The sequence below is a fragment of the Streptomyces sp. AC550_RSS872 genome (assembly GCF_019049285.1).
Classification (GTDB): Bacteria; Actinomycetota; Actinomycetes; order Streptomycetales; family Streptomycetaceae; genus Streptomyces.
Genome location: NZ_JAGMUL010000015.1, coordinates 97570 through 115633, shown reverse-complemented (window position 1 = coordinate 115633; position 18064 = coordinate 97570). Strand labels below are relative to the sequence as shown.

At 72.2% G+C, this 18064-nt stretch carries 14 protein-coding genes; 7 read left to right on the top strand and 7 right to left on the bottom strand.

Annotated features, from left to right (window positions below; all coding sequences use genetic code 11):
* The first annotated feature begins 104 nt into the window (after nucleotides 1–104).
* The 4 genes from KUM44_RS06830 to KUM44_RS06815 all read left to right on the top strand — a co-directional run bounded on the left by KUM44_RS06830 (nucleotide 105) and on the right by KUM44_RS06815 (nucleotide 5521).
* Nucleotides 105–2030, top strand: a complete 1926-nt coding sequence (locus tag KUM44_RS06830; RefSeq protein WP_217206853.1) for a phosphatase PAP2 family protein — start codon at nucleotides 105–107, stop codon at nucleotides 2028–2030.
* Between the two features lie 192 nt (nucleotides 2031–2222).
* Nucleotides 2223–3773 (top strand): phospholipid carrier-dependent glycosyltransferase, encoded by a 1551-nt coding sequence (locus tag KUM44_RS06825; RefSeq protein WP_254389188.1) that lies wholly within the window; start codon nucleotides 2223–2225, stop codon nucleotides 3771–3773.
* 86 nt (nucleotides 3774–3859) lie between these two features.
* On the top strand, nucleotides 3860–4783 hold the full coding sequence (locus KUM44_RS06820; protein ID WP_217207051.1) for a MurR/RpiR family transcriptional regulator: 924 nt from the start codon (nucleotides 3860–3862) through the stop codon (nucleotides 4781–4783).
* A gap of 366 nt (nucleotides 4784–5149) precedes the next feature.
* Nucleotides 5150–5521: a hypothetical protein gene (locus KUM44_RS06815; protein WP_062720457.1), complete on the top strand. Its 372-nt coding sequence runs from the start codon at nucleotides 5150–5152 to the stop codon at nucleotides 5519–5521.
* 49 nt (nucleotides 5522–5570) lie between these two features.
* On the opposite strand, the gene KUM44_RS06810 is transcribed toward KUM44_RS06815, so the two are convergent.
* A complete protein-coding gene (locus KUM44_RS06810; protein ID WP_308402516.1) occupies nucleotides 5571–6386 on the bottom strand; it encodes a cellulose binding domain-containing protein in 816 nt (271 codons plus the stop codon).
* Nucleotides 6387–6610: 224 nt separating this feature from the next.
* Nucleotides 6611–7444, bottom strand: coding sequence for a hypothetical protein (locus KUM44_RS06805; protein WP_217206851.1), 834 nt, complete (start codon nucleotides 7442–7444; stop codon nucleotides 6611–6613).
* Nucleotides 7445–7611: 167 nt separating this feature from the next.
* On the opposite strand from KUM44_RS06805, the gene KUM44_RS06800 reads away from it, so the two are divergent.
* Nucleotides 7612–8379 carry a TetR family transcriptional regulator gene (locus tag KUM44_RS06800; protein ID WP_217206850.1) on the top strand — a complete coding sequence of 256 codons (768 nt, stop codon included), beginning with the start codon at nucleotides 7612–7614 and terminating at the stop codon, nucleotides 8377–8379.
* A 178-nt stretch (nucleotides 8380–8557) separates the two neighbouring features.
* Complete coding sequence (locus KUM44_RS06795; protein ID WP_217206849.1) at nucleotides 8558–8980, top strand: Zn-ribbon domain-containing OB-fold protein; 423 nt, start codon at nucleotides 8558–8560, stop codon at nucleotides 8978–8980.
* Here the strand turns inward: KUM44_RS06795 and KUM44_RS06790 are convergent.
* Nucleotides 8962–10344 (bottom strand): Gfo/Idh/MocA family protein, encoded by a 1383-nt coding sequence (locus KUM44_RS06790; protein ID WP_217206848.1) that lies wholly within the window; start codon nucleotides 10342–10344, stop codon nucleotides 8962–8964. The two genes, KUM44_RS06795 and KUM44_RS06790, sit on opposite strands and share 19 nt — an antisense overlap.
* Nucleotides 10345–10500: 156 nt before the next feature.
* Here KUM44_RS06790 and KUM44_RS06785 point away from each other — a divergent pair, with 156 nt between their 5' ends.
* Nucleotides 10501–13269, top strand: a complete 2769-nt coding sequence (locus KUM44_RS06785) for a hypothetical protein (protein ID WP_217206847.1) — start codon at nucleotides 10501–10503, stop codon at nucleotides 13267–13269.
* 79 nt (nucleotides 13270–13348) lie between these two features.
* On the opposite strand, the gene KUM44_RS06780 is transcribed toward KUM44_RS06785, so the two are convergent.
* The 4 genes from KUM44_RS06780 to KUM44_RS06765 form a co-directional block, all read right to left on the bottom strand.
* Nucleotides 13349–14143, bottom strand: coding sequence for an FHA domain-containing protein (locus KUM44_RS06780; protein ID WP_217206846.1), 795 nt, complete (start codon nucleotides 14141–14143; stop codon nucleotides 13349–13351).
* A gap of 153 nt (nucleotides 14144–14296) precedes the next feature.
* Nucleotides 14297–16120 carry a serine/threonine-protein kinase gene (locus KUM44_RS06775; RefSeq protein WP_308402515.1) on the bottom strand — a complete coding sequence of 608 codons (1824 nt, stop codon included), beginning with the start codon at nucleotides 16118–16120 and terminating at the stop codon, nucleotides 14297–14299.
* A 268-nt stretch (nucleotides 16121–16388) separates the two neighbouring features.
* Nucleotides 16389–16799, bottom strand: coding sequence for a PPOX class F420-dependent oxidoreductase (locus KUM44_RS06770; protein ID WP_217206845.1), 411 nt, complete (start codon nucleotides 16797–16799; stop codon nucleotides 16389–16391).
* 57 nt (nucleotides 16800–16856) lie between these two features.
* Nucleotides 16857–18035: a MalY/PatB family protein gene (locus tag KUM44_RS06765; protein WP_217206844.1), complete on the bottom strand. Its 1179-nt coding sequence runs from the start codon at nucleotides 18033–18035 to the stop codon at nucleotides 16857–16859.
* Nucleotides 18036–18064: the final 29 nt, after the last annotated feature.

The following is an 18064-nucleotide window of genomic DNA, read 5'->3' as shown; positions in this document are numbered from 1 at the left end:
GTCCCGGTCGTCGGCTCTCCGCCGTTCCGACACGACTCGCCCGTAGATCTTCGCTCGTACGACTCCCGGCCGCACGGCCGCAGAACTCGAGAGAGGCCCCCTTCATGCCGCCATCCGCCGGGCAGCAGACCGCCGTACCCGCCATGAGACGACGGGGGTTCCTGAAGACCTCCGTCGGCGCCTCGGCCGGCGTCCTGGCCGCCCCCACGTTCGTCTCCTGGCTCGCCGCGGCGGACGCCAAGGCCGCGGCCGCCCCCGCCGCGTTCGTCGACGACTACAGGACGAACGTCGTCGCGAACCAGACACCCGAGACCAACGCGGTCGTCCGGATCCTCGGCGGCTTCGCGAAAGTATGGAAGACGGGCGGCGCCTGGGACACCGGCACGCCGCTCGCGCCCGAGGTGCTGCGCGCCAACATGCGCTACTGCGCGCGGATCACCGCCGTGCGCACGGACGCTCAGGCGAAGGAATCGTTCATCGTCGACCGTCAGCACCAGAGTTACTCGGTGATCGCCGGGCTCGGTCCGCTGGCGGACCTGTACAAGTCGGGCGCCAAGGCGGTCACCTCGATCACCAGCGCGCCGGACGGCACCCCCGCCGGGAAGATCAGCGACGCCCTGCCGGCCGACGCCCCGGCCGGTTCCGCGATCGGCGCCGGGTCGTACGACTCGGATCTCGGCCAGGTGGCCAAGCTGGTCGACACCGTGCGCGGCCCGTTCGCCTCCGGCAACCCGGCCAAGTTCGCCTTCCAGTACCCGCGTCCGTGGCGGATGAACGAGGACAGCGAGGTCGTCGACACCGGCAAGAAGGACGAGTTCGGCTTCCCCGTCTACGACTCGAAGGTGGTCGTCGCCCCGCAGTTGCTGCGCCAGCGCGCTGAGACCGCGGCCGAGGACGGCGGCTTCCCCAGTGGCCACACCAACGCCCTGCACCTGGCGGCACTGGCGTACGCCTACGCCGTTCCGGAGCGGTTCCAGGAGCTGGTGACCCGCGCCTTCGAGCTCAGCCACACCCGCATCGTGGCGGGCATGCACTCCACCGTCGACGTCCTCGGCGGCCGCATCATGGCCACGGCCCTGGCCGCCGCCGCGCTCGCCGACCCGGCCAACGCCGGCCTCAAGACCGCCGCTCGGGCCCAGGCGCTCGCGTACTTCAAGGAGCGCACCGGCACGACGGCCGACACGCTGTACGCCTACGCCCACTCGGCCGGCGCCGACAGCGACCCGTACGCCGACCGCGACGCCAACGCCCGCACCGTCAGGCCCAAGCTGACGTATGTGCTGACCCGGCGTGGCCGCGACGAGCCCCTGACCGTGCCGAAGGGAGCCGAGGTGCTGCTGGAGACGCGCCAGCCGTACCTGAGCGCGGCCCAGCGCCGCGAGGTCCTGCGCACGACCGCGCTGCCCGCCGGGTACGTCCTGCTGGACGGCTTCGAACAGTGGGGGCGGCTCGACCTGTTCACGGCGGCGGACGGTTACGGCGCCTTCGACTCCGACGTGACCGTCACGCTCGACGCGGCGGCCGGGGGCTTCGGCGCGGCCGACGTGTGGCGCAACGACATCCGCGGCGAGGGTGGTCTGACCAAGCGCGGCACCGGCACGCTCACGCTGACCGGGCACAACCGGTACCACGGCGGCACGGCCGTCGAGGCGGGTGCGTTGGTCGCCGGGTCCGCCCATGCCCTCGGGCGGGGCGACGTGCGGGTGAAGGGCGGCGTGCTCCGCGCGGACAAGGTGCTGCGGGTACGCGGCTGCTATGTCCAGGAGGGCGAGACGGCCCTGGAGTTGCTGCTGCGCAAGAACCACGGTCCGGCGCTCGAGGTGTCCGGCCGGGTGGTGCTGGGGCGGGGCGGCGTGCTGTCGCTGCGCCTCGACGCCGAGCGGCCGCCGGTGGCGGGGACGACGGTTCCCGTCATCGAGGCGCAGCGGCTGCGTGGTCAGTTCGACCGAATCGAGCTGAACTCGGACAAGCTGCGAGCCGTACCCGTCTATACGGCAGACGGTCTGTCGGTACGACTCCTCAGGCGGTAACGCCGTCCCCGGCGAGGGCTGGTGCAGAGTGGGCCCATGGGCCGGCTCCGGATCAGCTCCCGCCGCCGTGGGGCCGACGGCGCCGCGGAGCGGATGATGGCGCTCGAACGGCACTCGGCCACGGCCCCCGACCAGCTGTCGGCCCGCAGGAGCCGGCTGGTCCCGCTCCTCGTGCTCGTGCTGCTGGGCCAGATGGCCGTCGCGATGGTGACGACCGCCGTCCAGCAGACTCCGACGATCGACGAACCCGTGTACGTCGGCGCGGCGGCCGAGTATCTGTACGAGCACCGTCTGGTCCACAACCCCGAGCATCCGCCGCTGGGCAAGCTGGTCATCGGCACCGGCGTGGCGCTGGCCGATCCGCAGGTCGGTCGCTCCTTCACCGGCGATCAGGGCCGGTTGGGCCGACAGCTGCTGTACGAGTCCGGGAACGACCCATGGCGGCTGATGCTGTTCGCCCGGCTCCCCGTGATCGTCCTGACTCTTCTGTTCGGGCTGATCGTGTACGCCTTCGCACGTGAACTGGCCGGTGTCGTGGGCGGGTTGGCGGCGCTCGGTCTGTACGCCTTCTCCCCCGACGTCATCGCCCATGGTTCGCTGGCCACTTTGGACGTGCCGGCGGCCGGGTTCGTGCTGGCGTCGGTCTGGCTGCTGTGGCGTGCCCCTCACCGGCCGCGGTGGTACGTGCCCCTCGCCGGAGTGGCGCTCGGCGCGGCCCTGGCGACGAAGATGAGCGCGTTGGCCGTGGTCCCGGTGGTGGCGGCCCTGACGGCCTGGTCGGTGTGGTGTGCGAGGCCGTCCGCCGAGCCCCGGCGCAGGAGTCTCGTACGGGCGGTCGCGGGCGCCGGCGTCGTCGTGCTGGTCGCGATCGGCGTCGTATGGGCCTCGTATCTGGTGGTCGACCCACGGCTGCGGTGGGCGCCGCAGCAGCATGTGCCGGTCGTGCACGGGCTGCGGGGTCTCGCGGTGGACCTGTTGCCGTTCCCGGAGGCGTACCGGGACGGGATGCGGATCCAGTTCGGCTTCGAGAACCATCCGTGGCAGGGCTTTCTGTTCGGCCGGCTCTACACGGGCTCGCTCTGGTACTACCTGCCGGCCGCGCTGCTGGTGAAGACGCCGCTCGGCATGCTCGCCCTGTGGGCGGCGGGTGCGGTGGCGCTGGTGGCCGTGCGGCGGCTGCGGCCGGCGGCGCCGTATCTGCTGGTGCCGAGCGCCGTGCTGCTCGCCTCGGCCATGCTCGGGTCGCGGGACTTCGGCACGCGGTACGCCGTCTTCGTGCCGATGTTCCTGGCGGTGGCCGCGGGTTGTGCGGTCGCGGTGCGGTGGCGGTGGGCGCCGGTCGTGGTGGGGGCGCTGGTGCTGTTCGTCGCGTTCAGTTCGCTGCGGACGTACCCGTACTACCTGCCGTACTCCAACGAGGCGTTCGGCGGTCCGGCGAAGACGAGGCTGCGGCTGCACGACTCGAACGTGGACTGGGGTCAGGACCTGGGCCGGCTCGCGGAGCGGCTGCGCGAGCGGTATCCGGGCGAGCGGATCTGGCTCGTCTACAAGGGCAGCGGTGTGCCGTCCTTCTACGGCATCCGCGCCGCCGATCCGCGCAGGGTGCCGGCGCGTGAAGTGCGCGGACTGCTCGTCGTGTCGGACTCCTCGGCGGCCAAAGCGACCGGGCCGCTGGCTGGATTGATCGACAGTAGTCGTCCGATCGACACGGTCGGCCATTCGATCACGATCTATCGTCGGTGAACGCAGCGCTCGCCGTCCTCGCACCCACCTTGGTCAGCACGGTGTGTGAGCTATGTTGAAGCACTGTGGAAGACAAAGGAGGCGCCCTGCCATCGCCGCAGCAGGCGCGCGCGCAGGCGTCCGCGATCACTTCGGGCAAGACCGCTCCGGAAGCCGAGGCGTCCCCGACTTCCCAGCTCAGGACACTCTTCGACCAGCCCCGTCTGTCGCCCGGCCAGCGGCGTATCGCGCAGTACCTGATCGAGCACATCACCGAAGCGGCATTCCTTTCGATCACCGATCTCGCCGAGCGGGTCGGGGTCAGCCAGCCCTCGGTGACGCGCTTCGCCGGGGCGGTGGGCTTCAGTGGTTACCCGGCGCTACGGGAGAAGCTCCAGGCGATCGCCCTGGGCAGCCTCGCCGGGGGTCCCGCGGCGGCGGAGGAGAACGGCGCCAACGAACTACAGTCCGCCGTGGACGCCGAGATCGAGAACCTGGAGAACCTGCGGCGCGACTTCGCCGACCCCGACCAGGTGATCGACATCGGCCGCAAACTGTCGCAGTCGACGCCGCTGACCATCCTCGGGCTGCGCATCTCGGCCTCTCTCGCCGAGTACTTCGCCTACGCGGCACGCCGTATCCACCCCGATGTGCGGCTGGTGACCAGCGGCGGCAGCGTCGCCTACGACGCGCTGCTCCAGTCACGAGAGGCCGGCGGCACCTGGGTGCTGGCGTTCTCGATGCCCCGGCACGCGCAGGAGACCCTCACCGCCGTACGGGTCGCACGCAGCGCCGGCCTGAAAGTTGCCCTGGTCACCGACCTGGCGCTGGGGCCGGTGGCCGACACCGCCGACATCGTCTTCGCCACCGGCACCGGCTCCCGGCTGGTCTTCGACTCCTACGCCGCGCCCGGCGTGATGGCCGCCGCGCTGCTCCAGGCCATGACCGACGCCGACCCGGAGCGCACACAGGCGCGGCTCGAGGACTACGAGCACGTCTCCGACCAGCACCAGTTCTTCCTCCGGGACTGATCCCGCCGGAACCGGCCGCCGAACCGCCACAGGCGGGGGCCTTTCCGTTCAAATCACGCATGAATGTTTTCATGCGCCTTGAAAAGCAGACGGCATATATAAATACTTCACACGCACCATCCGCCCGCCGAAAGCAGCCGGTCCGCTCATGCGCACCTCACCCCATCCGTCGTGCACATGTCGGCTGCCCCGGCGGGCTCCCCAACGAACAGCCGTTGCCGCCGTCTCCTACCCGCGTCGGCGCTAGGGCTGTTCGGTCGGGCATCGCCTGCGCGAGCGCCCGTGGCGGCGGCCCCGGTCATCCCCTAGGCCGGGGCCGCCCCGACCCCGTCGGACACCCAAGACGACGACGCACACCCGGAAGCGATGACCATGACCCTGACGACGACGCGCATCAGCCCGGACTGGCCGTGCCAGGTCAAGACCCCCGGCTCCTACGACTGGGAACGTTCGGCGGCCAAGTGGCTGCGTGAGCTGGTGCCGGCCCGCTACGCCAGCTATCCGGCGCTGATCCGTCACCCCGTGCTGCTCGCCCGCCATGCGCAGATCCAGGTCCAGAACGAGATCCGGGTCGCGCGCACCGCACTACAGACCGCGCGGGCCGACCTGCCGGCCCTCGGCATGCCCGAGTCGGTCATCGAGCTCACCATCAAGATGTACGCGGCGGAGGTCATGCAGTTGCAGCACATCGCCCGCAGCGTGCGCGCGGTGTCCCAGGCGCTGGTCGACCGGCGCTGACCGGTCGTCACCGGGCGCCGCCCTGCGGGCCGGGCGGGCGGGCCGGGCGTCAGGACGCCTCGGCCGTCGCCGCGCAGGTGACCTCCGCCGAGGGGGCACCGGACTGCGAGGTGTCGGCGATGAACCCGAACGTGACGCTCGCACCGGGCGCCAGCCTGCCGTTCCATGAGGCGTTGGCGACAGTGGCGGTGCCGTCCCTCGTCGTGGTGAGGGTGCCGTCCCAGACCTGGGTGAGGCGGGCGCCGCCGTCCGGTACGACCGTCGCGGTCCAGCCGGAGACGGAGGCGGCGGGCGCGTTGGTCACGGTCACCTCACCCTGGTAGCCGCCCTGCCAGCTGTTGACGGCCCGGAAGGACGCGGTACAGACGGAGGAGCCCCCGGGGCCACCGGAGTCGCCGGCGCCACCGGAGTCGTCGGCCCCGGGTGCGCCCGGCGCGTTCGGGGCCGGCTCGGCCGATGCCGACGTGCTCGCGGTCGGGTCCGGATCCTGAGCCCCGTTCGCCGCGTCGTCGCCACGGCCGGAGAGCAGGAGCGCCCCGCCGAAGCCGACGACCGCCGCCGCCGTGACGGCGACCGCAACGGCGGCCCTGCGAGAACCGGGGCCGCCGGACGAGGCCGGACGGGGGCGGGCGCCGCCGCCGAGCGGTGCGATCCTCGTCTCCTCGGCGACGGGCGGGAGTTCCTGTGTCGCGTCCTCGGTGCCGGGCAGGGACGGGGGCACGGCCACGGCCTCGTAGCCGTTCCTGTCCCGCTCCAACTCCTTGAAGAGTTCCGCGAGGGCGTCGGTGCGGCGTGGGCGCAGGACGCGGATCGGTTCCAGGGCCGGGCCTTCGTCGGACTGCTCGGGGTCGGGCCGTGTGGGCACGCCGCTCTCCTTCCGTCCCGTCTTCACGGGATTCACCATTCCCCGAGAAGTGATACGGGGTTGCCGCCCCGCCGGTTCAGCGAACCGCCTCGCGCAATGGAGCGACATCAACAAGAGCGGCTCCACGACCGTACGAAACCGCAAGTACCTGACGAGGTACGTCGACCACCTCTTGTCGCGAGCAGTCCGTGCCACGGTGACCTCGGCGACGACCCCGTTCGGGCTCAGGCCTCCGCGGCGACGAAACGGTGCAGGGACGCCTTCATGGCGGCGACGAAGGCGTCCCTCCCCGTGTCGTCCAGGGCGTCCAGCGACAGATACGGATTGAGGTCCTCCAACTCGACCAGCAACAGCTCACCACCCGGCGCGCGGCAGGCGTCGACGCGCTGGATGCCGTGCCCGATGGCGTTCCACTCCACGAAGCGCCGGGCGAACTCCAGGTCGCCCTCGGTGGGTTCGTACGGCTCCAGCTCCCAGCGCCGGTCGGTGTGGGGCGCGTACAGGGCGTACTGGAAGACGTGGTCGACGAAGTAGAAGGAGACCTCGTAGGCGAAGTCGATGCAGGGCTGGATCAGGACGTTCCCGTCGGCCGAATCGCGCACCCGCTCCGCCGGAACGATCCGCAGCCCTATCGAGTCGGCGCCGAGCTCGGGCTTGACGACATACCGGTCCGCGTCGGGCAGGAGGTGCAGATCATCGGCGCTGTCCACGGTGGGGATGACCGGGTATCCGGCCGTGGTCAGGTCGAGCAGGTACTGCTTGCCCGCCATGTCGGCCTTGCCGGAGAGCGGGTTGTACACGCGCGTCCCGTCGGCGAGCGCACGGCGGCGGAAGTCGTCGTACGCATTCTGGTAGTGCAGCACGGGGCCGCTGTTGCGGACGACGACCGCGTCGAAGGCGGCCATGAGCGCGGCCGCGTCCCGGGGGTGGCACAGGGCGAGGTCGAAGTCGTCGCGCAGTCGGGAGGTGAGGAAGATGTCCTCGTCGCAGTAGCGCCGCCCCCGCGCCGGGTAGGCCAGGTCGGTGGCATACAGGATGCGGGGGCGGGCGGGCGGCATGCGAGGCTCCTCGGCTGCGGGGGCAGCCGATCGTATGCGGACCGCCGCTCATCGAACAAATGCCCGACAGGCCGAGACCGTCACCTCGGCCTACCGCACAGCACTCAGTACCCTGCGAGCGGCGCACTGAGTGCCACGTCCCTCGCTCTGGTGCTACGTTCCCGTTCATGAGCTCCAGCAGTGCGACGCCGGGTCGCGGTGAGAAAGCGGAGGCCGGGGCGGCGAAGCCCCCGATGCGGGAGGCGCTGGTCGCCGCGGCCTTCCAGCTGTTCCTGGAGCGGGGCTACGAGCAGACGACGGTCGACGACATCGTGACTCTCGCCGGCGTCGGGCGGCGGTCGTTCTTTCGTTACTTCCCTTCCAAGGAGGACGTGGTCTTCCCGGACCACGAGCGGTGCCTGGCCGACATGACGGCGTTCCTCGCCGCGAGCGGCGAGGAACAGGAGCAGAAGCAGGAGCACGAGCCGGTGCGGCGGGTGTGCGACGCGGCCCGGCTGGTGCTGCGGATGTACGCGGAGAACCCGACCTTCTCGGTGCAGCGCTACCGCCTCACCAAGCAGGTGCCGGGACTGCGCGCCTACGAACTGTCGGTCGTGTGGCGGTACGAGCGCGCCCTTGCCGAGTATCTGCGCCGGCGCTTCAGCGGCCGGCGCGACGGGACCCTCCAGGCCGATGTGATCGCCGCCGCCGTGGTCGCGGCGCACAACAACGCGCTGCGCTCCTGGCTGCGCTCGGACGGCCAGGGCGATGCGAGCGCCGAGGTGGACCACGCCCTCGGGTATGTGCAGTCCGCCTTCGGCGTCACCTCTCCCCCACGTCCCGCAGACGAACCTGCCGAGGAGCCGGGCGAGGACGTGGTGGTCGTGGTGTCCCGGCGCGGCGCACCGCTGTGGCGGGTCGTGCAGGAGATCGAGACGACACTCGGACGCGACTGAGCGACACGCAGGGCACACCTCGCCCTCCCCCTGCATATTCAGGGTACGCAGTACCTTTACGAGTGGCACTGAGTGCCATACGCTGAGGCCGTGCACGGTGGCACGGTGAACCGGGCACGTCCGTGCACGGGTGACCCGCGCACGGGGGATTCCGGCCCAGTGCAGGGAGTTGACCAGCGTGTACCACCACTCAGGAAGCGTTGCTCGTCAGACCGCCGGTTCCGCGGTCGGCGTCCTCGACCCCGCGGCATCCACGGCCGCCGACCGCGAGGCCATCCATTTCCAGCGCTGCACCTGGTGCGGCACCGCCATGTACCACCGGCTGCTGTGTCCGGTCTGTCAGGGCAGTGATCTGCGGACGGAGCGCAGCGAGGGTGTGGGGACCGTCCGGCACTCCACGATCGTGCACCGCAACACCCCCGCCGCGCGCAATGTGTCCCTCATCGAGATGGCCGAGGGGTTCGTCGTGCGCGGCCGGGTCATGGGCCCGCCCATCGGCATCCACAGCGGGGACCGGGTCCGGCTGTCCACGGCCAAGGACCCGGTCCGCGGCGAGCCGGTGTTCCAGCTGGTCGACGAGCCCTACCGCGCCTGGACCTGAGGAATCCCGGGGATCAGTTCCCGTACACCGACGGGCCGCCCCGTCTCGAAGCACCGGTTGGCGGCGAGCCCGACCGCCAGGGCAAGCGCGCCGTCGCGTTCGGTGGCCGTGGGATGCGCCGCCGTGCAGGCCGCCTTCCGGCCCGCCGTCCCCGTGTCGGCCGGCCGCGCGGGATCGACGGGGCCGAAGAGGGCGTCGAGCATGCGCAGGTCTCCCCCGCCGTGGGCCTCGTGGGCGGTCACGAGCGGAATGTCCACGGGAGGCCGCCACAGGGCGCGCAGCGTGAGCCGTGCGCCGCCCGCGTGTTCCGCTGCCGTGTCACCGTGCAGCGCCCCGCTGTTCGAGGCGATCCGGACCCTGGGCGGCTGCCAGCGGCTCTCCTCGACCTCGAGTTCCAGGCGCCCCCCGCTGCCGTTGAACATGACCCGGTAGCCCTCCCACGGTGAGTACGCGGTGAGGTGGTACGTCATCGTCGTGCCCCGCGCGTAGCGCACGAGGACGGCCATGTCGTCCTCGATGGTGACGGGCCCGTCGAAGACGTTGCGGTCGCGGATGTACCCGTTGTCCGGCTCGGCGTCGAAGTAGAGGGCGCGCAGGGTGGCGTCGGCGGCCAGGTCCAGGGCGAAGGGGTCGTCGGCGGCGCGGTCGGCGCCGTGGGCGCGGTCGTAGTCCCGGCGCAGACCGTGGCGTTCGCCCGCCTCACGGCCGTAGAAGCCGAGCCGTCCGTAGCCGAAGACGTCTCTCGGCTCGTCGGCGAGCCACCAGTTGACCAGGTCGAAGTGGTGGCCCGACTTGTGCACCATCAGGCCGCCGCTGCGGTCCCTCTCCCGGTGCCAGCGGCGGAAGTAGTCGGCACCGTGGCGTACGTCGAGCAGCCACTCGAAGTGGACGGAGAGGATCTCGCCGACCGCGCCGTCGGCGAGCAGCGCGCGGACCTTCTCGTGCACGGGGTTGAAGCGGTAGTTGAAGGCGACGGTGAGGGAGTTCCCGGTGTCGCGGACCGTGTCGAGGATGCGGGCGCAGCGGTCCGCGTCGACGGTCATCGGCTTCTCCGTGATCACCCGGCAGCCCGCCTCGAGGGCGGGGACGATGTAACGGTCGTGCTCGGCGTCGACGGTGGTGACGACCACCTCGTCGATGTCCTCCTTGGCGAGCATCTCGCTGAAGCGGTCCGGCTCCCACTGGGTGGCGGTGGGTTCGCCGAGGTCGGCCAGCAGCCGGTTGTGGAAGGCCATGCGGGTGGGGCTGGGGTCGCAGAGGGCGGCCAGGCGGTGGTCGGGGCGTTCGGCGAGGGCCCGGGTGAAGGTCTGGGCGCGGTGGCCGGTGCCGACAACGGCGGCCCGGCGCTCGGGAGTTCGGCTCATTGGGGTGGCCTTTCCCGTCGTACGCCCGCCCAGTCCTGCGCGCCTGGACGGTCCTCGTTCTTCCCTCCCCGCACAGGCAACGCACACGTCCCGCCTTCCGTCCTCCCCGAGTGAGGGGGCCGGGGCCGTCCCGGTGCGAACGGAAGGGAGGGGCACGTGATCCGTGCCCGGCGAATAGGTGTCACCGTCCTGGCGGCGCTCACGGTGGTGGGGGCGTCGCCAGGATGGGCTCAGGCTCAGCAGGCGTCCGGCATACGGCCGTTGGCGAAGGCGGCCGTCGACGGTGACGGTCTGCCGGCGGACTGGAGCATCACCGGCGAGGGGGCCGCGCGGAAGCTGGTGTGGCGGTCCGGCGAAAGGGTCCCGATGGGGGACGCCCGGGTCGAGTTCTACGCCGGCGACCGGCTGCTCGGCCGTCCGGCACCGGCGAAGGACGGGCGGACGTTCCGGCTCGGTCTCGACGGTGTCCCGCTGGACTCCCCGCAGGATCTGCAAGTACGGGCGGCGGGGCGCCGGTTGGACGCGCCCGAGTCGACGTCAGGCGGCTCGCGTTCGGCGGTGACCGTCCCGCGGCTGCTGCCGGCGAACCAGGTCGACCCCGGCAGACCGGGCGCGTACCGGACCGTCACGGGCGAGTACGGCCTCGACCCGGTACGACTGCCCGGATTCGCCCAGCCCGTGGAGATGAAGGCCGTGGTGGTGGCACCCCGGGGTGCTCAGGGCCGCCGTCCGCTCGCGCTGTTCCTCCACGGACGCCATGCCACCTGCTACACCCCGCAGGGCGAGATCGGCGGCGATTGGCCCTGCGCCGCCGGCACCAGGCCCATACCGAGCCATCGGGGCTATCTGCGCGACCAGCGGCTGTTGGCCTCGCAGGGCTATGTGACGGTGTCGATCTCCGCCAACGGCATCAACGGCCAGGACTGGAGCGCCGAGGACGGCGGCGCGCAGGCGCGTTCCTCGCTCGTACGGCAGCACCTCGCCCGTTGGGCCGGCTGGTCCGCTCATCCGAGCACGGCACCGGTGGCCGTACGGAAGGCGCCCCGGGCCGATCTGTCCCGGGTGCTGCTGGTCGGGCACTCGCGGGGCGGCGAGGGCGTCAACCGGGCGGCGATGGACAGCCTCTATCCGCCGCCCGCGCCGCAGGACGGGTATCGCGGCCCGGTGCGCTGGCACATTCGCGGCACCGTGCTCATCGGCCCCACGATCTTCGGCCAGAACCCGGTGCCGGACGTGCCGTCGATGACGATCCTGCCGGGCTGTGACGGCGACGTCTCCGACCTCCAGGGCGAGGTGTTCGTCGACGGCACCCGGCAGGTCAGCCGTGGTGCCGCGCTGCACAGCGCCGTGTACATGGTGGGCGCCAACCACAACTACTTCAACAGCGAGTGGACACCGGGGCAGGCCGTGGCGCCCGCCGACGACGACTTCTGGCACGACGAGGAGGAGCCCGACCCGGTCTGCTCCCCCGGCACCCGAACCCGGCTGACCGCCGACCAGCAGCACCGGGCGGGGGCGACCTACATCGCGGCGGCGGCACGGCTGTTCGTCGCCGGGGACGACCGGGTCCGCCCGCTGCTCGACGGCTCGGGCCGGCGCGCGCCCTCGGCCGATCCCGCGCGTGTCCTCACCCATGCGGTGGGCGCGCGGCGCGGGGCCGGTTTCCTGCCGGACGGCAAGGTCACCGTGAGCGGAGGACGGCTGTGCTCGGCGGTGCATCCGTCTTCGGCCGTCGCCTGTCTCGCGTCGGAGACTGCCGGTACGTCACCGCACTTCGCGCGCTGGGCGACCGACCGCGAGCCCGGGCGCCGCGCGGTCGCCATGCGCTGGTCCGCGGCGGGCTCTCCGGTACGGGTCCGTCCCGGCCTGCCGCTGTCCCTGACCGGTGCCAAGGCGTTGGCGCTGCGCGTCATCGTGCCTCCGAACAGCGCCGGAACACGGCTGGACGTCTCCGTCACCGACACCGCCGGACGGCACCGGACGCTCGGCCGCGTCACGGTCGACGGGCTGCCGGGATCGAACCGGACCGCGTCGTACTGGGCGCGTGAGGTGCGGGTGCCGATCGGCGCCGACGACGCGGCCGCGCTCGACCTGCGGCACGTCGAGTCACTGGAGTTGACGCCGCGCACCGGGTCCGGACGGGCCTGGCTGATGGACGCCTGGGCCTGGCGGCCGGGCACACCGGCGGTGCGGGAAGCTCCGCTGGCCCGCGTCGACGTGGGCCGGCTGAGCGTCGAGGAAGGGGACTCGGGCGAGCGGACGTACCGGGTGCCGGTCCAGGTGTCGGGGCGGGGCGCCGGACAGGTACGGCTGTTCGTCACCGACCCGGTCACGGACAAGGTCACGGACCGGCTGGTCACGGTGCGGCCCGGTGCTCACGGCATCGACGTACCGGTGAAGGTCCAGGGCAACACCCGCTACGGCGACGACCTCGCGCACGACGTCTTCGTGAAGGCGGTCCGCACCAGCGTGGTCGGCTCGCACCTCGGCGGGGTGACCGCGGAGAACGACGACCCGGTCCCCACACTCGCCGTGGCCCCGGTCGCGGACCGGGTCACCGAGGGGAAACCGCTGAAGTGGCGGGTGGCCCTGTCCGCCGCGGCCGATGTCGAAGTGGGCGCCATGCTCGCCGTGGTTCCGGTCACGGACGGTCGGGAGCTGTCCAGCAAGGACGTCGACCCCGCCTGGCTCCAGGATTCCTCCGGCGCCTCGCCGGATCCGGAACGACCGCTGTCCGAGGTGGAGGGGCTGTCCCTGTGGGTGTCCGTCCCCGCGGGCGAGACGAGTGCGGAGGTGACCGTGCCGACGCTCAAGGACGCGGTGACCGAGCCGGCCGAGTCGGTGCGGTTGCGGTTGACCGACGACTCCGGTGAGCCGGTGCCCGGTGCGCCGGTGGTGACGGGCACAGTGGTCGACGCGTCGTGAGACACGCCTCGCGGGCGGGTGCCGGATGCCCGCCCGCGAGGCACGTTCGCGCACGCAGCCGGTCGGTCGGTCGGTCGCGTCAGTGCGACTCGTGGTCCGGTGAGGTCGTGTCGTCGTCCTCCATCAGGTCCAGGTCCGGCGGAACGAGCGTCGTGGACTCCACCAGGCCCCGCAGCAGGTTGTGCAGCAGACGGTTGTCGCCGGGGCGGCCCTGCGACTTGTCGTGCAGCAGGGGGTAGCGGAAGCCGGTGCGGTCCAGCCGACGACGGACGTCCTCGATGCGGTACTCGATCCTGCGCTCGTTCCATCCCGCGTCGGGCCGCAGATGGGCGAGCTGCCGGGCGGCCATGGCGTAGCTCAGAGGGCGCGGGTCCTCCTCGTACAGCAGATAGCGCTGGCCCAGGACGACCAGCAGCAGCCGTTCGTCGTCGTCGAGCGGCCACATTTGCGGCCGGACCGTCTCCGCCCTGCGCCGGGCGACCGGGCCCTGATCGTCAGGACCGGCCACGTACAACTCGACCAGGTGTTCCCGGTAGCCGGAACCCTTCACGAACAACGGGGTGTAGCCGGTGGCGAGCGGCATCGGCTCGGTCGCCGTGTGCATCATCCGTCCGCGCGGCAGGCGGACGAGCTGCTGTCCGGTGTTGCGCAGCCACCACTGCCCCTGCTGGTACGTCAGTTCGCCGTGCCGTCGGCTCACCCGCAGATCGTCCACGCCGACCCCCAGGTCCACGTCCGGCCGGTCGCCCCGCCCGAAGCGCACCGTCAGGCCCGGCCTCGGCGGGGCCGTGAGATCGCCTGTCACCGTGCGGGCGTGCAGGGTGCCGGGTGTCGTGGGCGTGACACCGCGCGCGAGGCTGGCGGACAGAGGCATCGCTGGTCTCCCTCGGTGGTTCATGGCGATCTCGGCGCGGTGGCGGGTGGGCGGGGTCCCGGCCCGATGGTGCGCGGGCGCCCCGGCTCGCGCTGCCGCGCTCAGCAGGATCCCGCACCCGCCGCGGGACCCCTCCCCACCGGAAACCTGCCGTCAGTAGGCCGGCTTCATTCCTCCCGCCGGCAGCTTCTTGCCGTCCTCGCGGGCCACGCTGCACATCACGTGGCGGAAGCCGGCGTCCCACTCCTCGTCGGTGGAGGACCAGCCCCACATCTCGTGCCCCTTGCCACGAGCCCAGTCGACGCCGTACTTCTCCTCGCAGAGCCCTCCGGTGTCGACGCTGTCCGAGGAGCCCTCGCCCGAGGCCCACGTCCAGCCGGCGACCTGCTCGTCGTGCGGCTCGTCGCAGGACACCAGCGTCTCCGTGGTCGAACCGTCCTCGTCCTCCTCGGAGTTGATGCAGTCACCGGGGCCGAGCTGGGTGATGTACACCTCGTCGCCGTATCTGCGGAAGTCGCCGAGGGGGCCGCCGAGGGTGGCGTGCTTCAGGAAGAGCAGACAGGCCGAGGCGGGCGGCTCGCTCTGGCCGGGCTCGGGGGTCAGGACGTACAGCACGGGGTCGGGCATGGTCGCCCGCAGTGCGGCGGTGCGCCGGGTGCACTCGGCCCGTACGGCCTCCGCGTCGGTCGCCGGTGTGTCCCCCGCGGCAGCCACGGTCGCGATGACCTGCCCCCGGGGGTCGTCGTCGCGGCAGTCGACGAGCTTCAGGCCGGGCCGCCCCTCGAAGTCCTCGCCCTTCCAGTCCGCGTCGACGCACTGGCCCGCGCCGAGGCCGTCGCGCAGGCCCACCTGCCTGCCGTACGGGTACGCGCCGCGGGTCACGGTCGGGGACGGGAGCGCGGAAGGCGTGGCCACGGGCTTCGCCCTGACCTCGGGGCTCCGCGTCCCGTCGTCCGCGCCGCCGAAGGTGAGGGCGCCCAGCCCGAATCCGCCGCCCGCCACGAGCACGGCGGCGAGCGTCAGCAGCACGGGCAGCCGGCGGACCTGCATGGCGGGGGCGCCGAGCGGGGTGCGGTGGGTGGAGGTGGGGCCGCCGTCCCGGGGCGGGGTGGAGGGAGCGGACGGAACGTCATATGTGGTGTCCGTCGCGGCCTCGGCGAGCAGTTCGGCCGCTCGGTCCGCCTGCATCCGCTTGAGCGGATCCTTCGCCAGCAGTCCCATGATGGCGCGGGTCAGCGGGGCGCTCGCCCGTTCCGGTACGGAGGGTTCCGTGTTCAGCGCCGCCAGGAGGCTGGCGTCGAGCGTGTCCCGTTCGAAGGGGGCGGTGCCCTCGACGGCGAGGTAGAGGGTGGCACCGAGCGAGAACAGGTCGGAGGCGGCGGTCGCCTCGCCACCGGACAGTCGCTCCGGTGCCACATAGCCCGGGGTGCCGACGACCATGCCGCTCTGGGTGATCCGGGTCTCACGGGCCCGCAGCGAGATGCCGTAGTCCGTGATCAGGACCCGGCCGTCCGCGGTGCCCGAATGGTCGGGCGCCAGCAGGATGTTGGAGGGCTTCACATCGCGGTGGACGATACCGAGCCGGTGCCCGGCCCGGAGTCCGTCGAGGGCGGCCGCTCCGATGCGGGCCGTCTCCTCGCTCGACAGCGGACCGCGCTCCTTGATCGCGGCGTGCAGGTCGCGGGTGCCCGGCAGATACTCCATGACGATCCACGGGCGGTCGTCGTCCTCCACGACGTCGTACACCGTGATCACGTTCGGGTGCTCGCGCAGCTGCGCCGCCTTCAGCGCCTCGTTGCGCCCCCGGTCGGCGGCGTCGCCGAGTCTTCCGTCCGGCTCGTCGGGTACGTCGATCTCCTTGACGGCGACCTGGGCCCGGAGCTTGTCGTCCTCGGCCAGCCAGACGCTGCCGCCGCCCCCGGAGCCCAGCCGCTGCCGCAGCAGGTACCGCCCGGCGATGATCCGCTCCCCAGCCACCAGCTCTCGCCCCTTCCGTGCGCATTGAGCGTCCACGACGCAGGGAGCGCGCCGTAGGCGGGGCACCCCCGCCGCCCATGCTCACCCGACCCGGTCGGGAACCCTCCCGGAGGCGGTGCCGTGGCTGTACACGCCGGCACACACCCCCGCATACCGGAACGCCATGGCCCTCAAGGGATACGTCCAGTCGCACCACGTCGGCTGCTTCCTGGGCGCCGGAACGACCCGGTCGCCCCGGCCGAACACCACCTACGCGGCGAGGTGAAGGTCAGCCGGCCGGGGTGAGCGTCACGCGGATGCCGACCGTGCCGTTCGCGCCCCGGCGAAGTCGGCTGCCGAGGAGGGTGAGGCGGCCGGTGAGGCCGTACTTGCGGGCGATGAGCCGGCGGTAGCGGGCGCTGGTCGGCGGGTCGCAGATCTCGGCGGTGGCCGGGATCTGGTCGCCGGTCGGCCTGCCGCGCAGGTCGCAGGGGCCGACGAGGACGTCGCCGCGGGCGCGGATGCGCTTGACCTTCCACGAGTCGGCGACCGTCCACACGCCCAGCGCGTCGCCGTCGCGGACCACCCAGACCGGGGTGGCGACGCCGGTGCCGTTCTTGCGGTAGCTGGTGATGAGCAGGTACTTGCCCGCGCCGAGCGACTCCAGCGGCCCCTGCGTCTGAAGCGACGAATCGTCCATGGCCGGAAGTGTAGGCAGCGGGTGCGGGGACGCCGAGGGGCGCCCCCACCGCGCGGCTCAGTCGAGGGCCGCCGCCATCCGCCGCACACCCTCCGTGATCAGCTCGGGTGACGTCGCGAGGTTCAGCCGTACATGCCCCGCTCCCCCGGTGCCGAACGGGATCCCGGAGTTGAGCGCGATGCGGCCGCGCCGCAGGAAGACGTCCGCCGGGTCGTCGCCGAGGCCGAGGGCGCGGCAGTCGAGCCAGGCGAGGTAGGTGGCCTCGGCCGGGCGGTAGGTGATCGCCGGGAGGTGCTCGGCGAGGAGGTCGGCGAGCAGGCGCCGGTTGTCGTCGAGGCCCGTGAGCAGGGCGTCGAGCCAGGCGGTGCCGTCGCGCAGGGCGGCGCTGTGGGCGATGATGCCGAGGTGGCTGGGGCCGTGGCTGACCACTTCGGGCAGCCGGGCCAGGTCGGCGGCGGCCTCGGGGCCCGCGACGGCCACGGCCGCCTTGAGGCCGGCCAGGTTCCAGGCCTTCGACGCCGACATCACCGACAGCCCGCTCTCGCCGCCCGGGACGGTCAGATACGGCACGAAGTCGACGCCGGCCGCGGTGAGCGGGGCGTGGATCTCGTCGGCGACCACCCGGACGCCGTGGCGGTCGGCGAGTGCGGCCACGGCGGCCAGTTCCCCGGCGGTGTGCACGGTGCCGGTCGGGTTGTGGGGGCTGCACAGCAGGAACGCGGCGCGCGAGCCGCCCGCGGTCGCCTGCCGGAACGTGGCGTCCAGTATGTCGAGGTCGATGCGCAGATCGGCGTCGAGCGGCGCTTCGATCACCTGCCGGTCCATGTGCTCGGCGAACTGGTAGAACGGCGGGTAGACGGGTGAGTTCACCACGACCGGATCGCCCGCTCCGGTGACCAGTTTGAGCATTTCGACCACACCGAGCATCACATCGGGCACGATCGCGGTCCGCTGCACGGCGAGTCCGTCCCAGCCCCACCGCTTCTCGGCGAATCCGGCAAGCGCCTCTGCGTAGCCGGTGCCCGCCGGATATCCCGTGTCGCCGAGTGCGAGGGCCTCGGTGAGCGCGTGGACGACGGCTTCGGCGAGCGGGACGTCCATCTCGGCCACCCACATCGGCAGCACGTCGTCGGGGTGGGTGCGCCACTTCGTGCTCGTACGACATCGCAGACGGTCGAGAGTGAGTGCGTGAAGGGGATTCGGTTCGCCGGACGTCGCGTGCGGGATCCTGGTCATGGGGCACAAGATAGGCGCCGGTGCGGTGG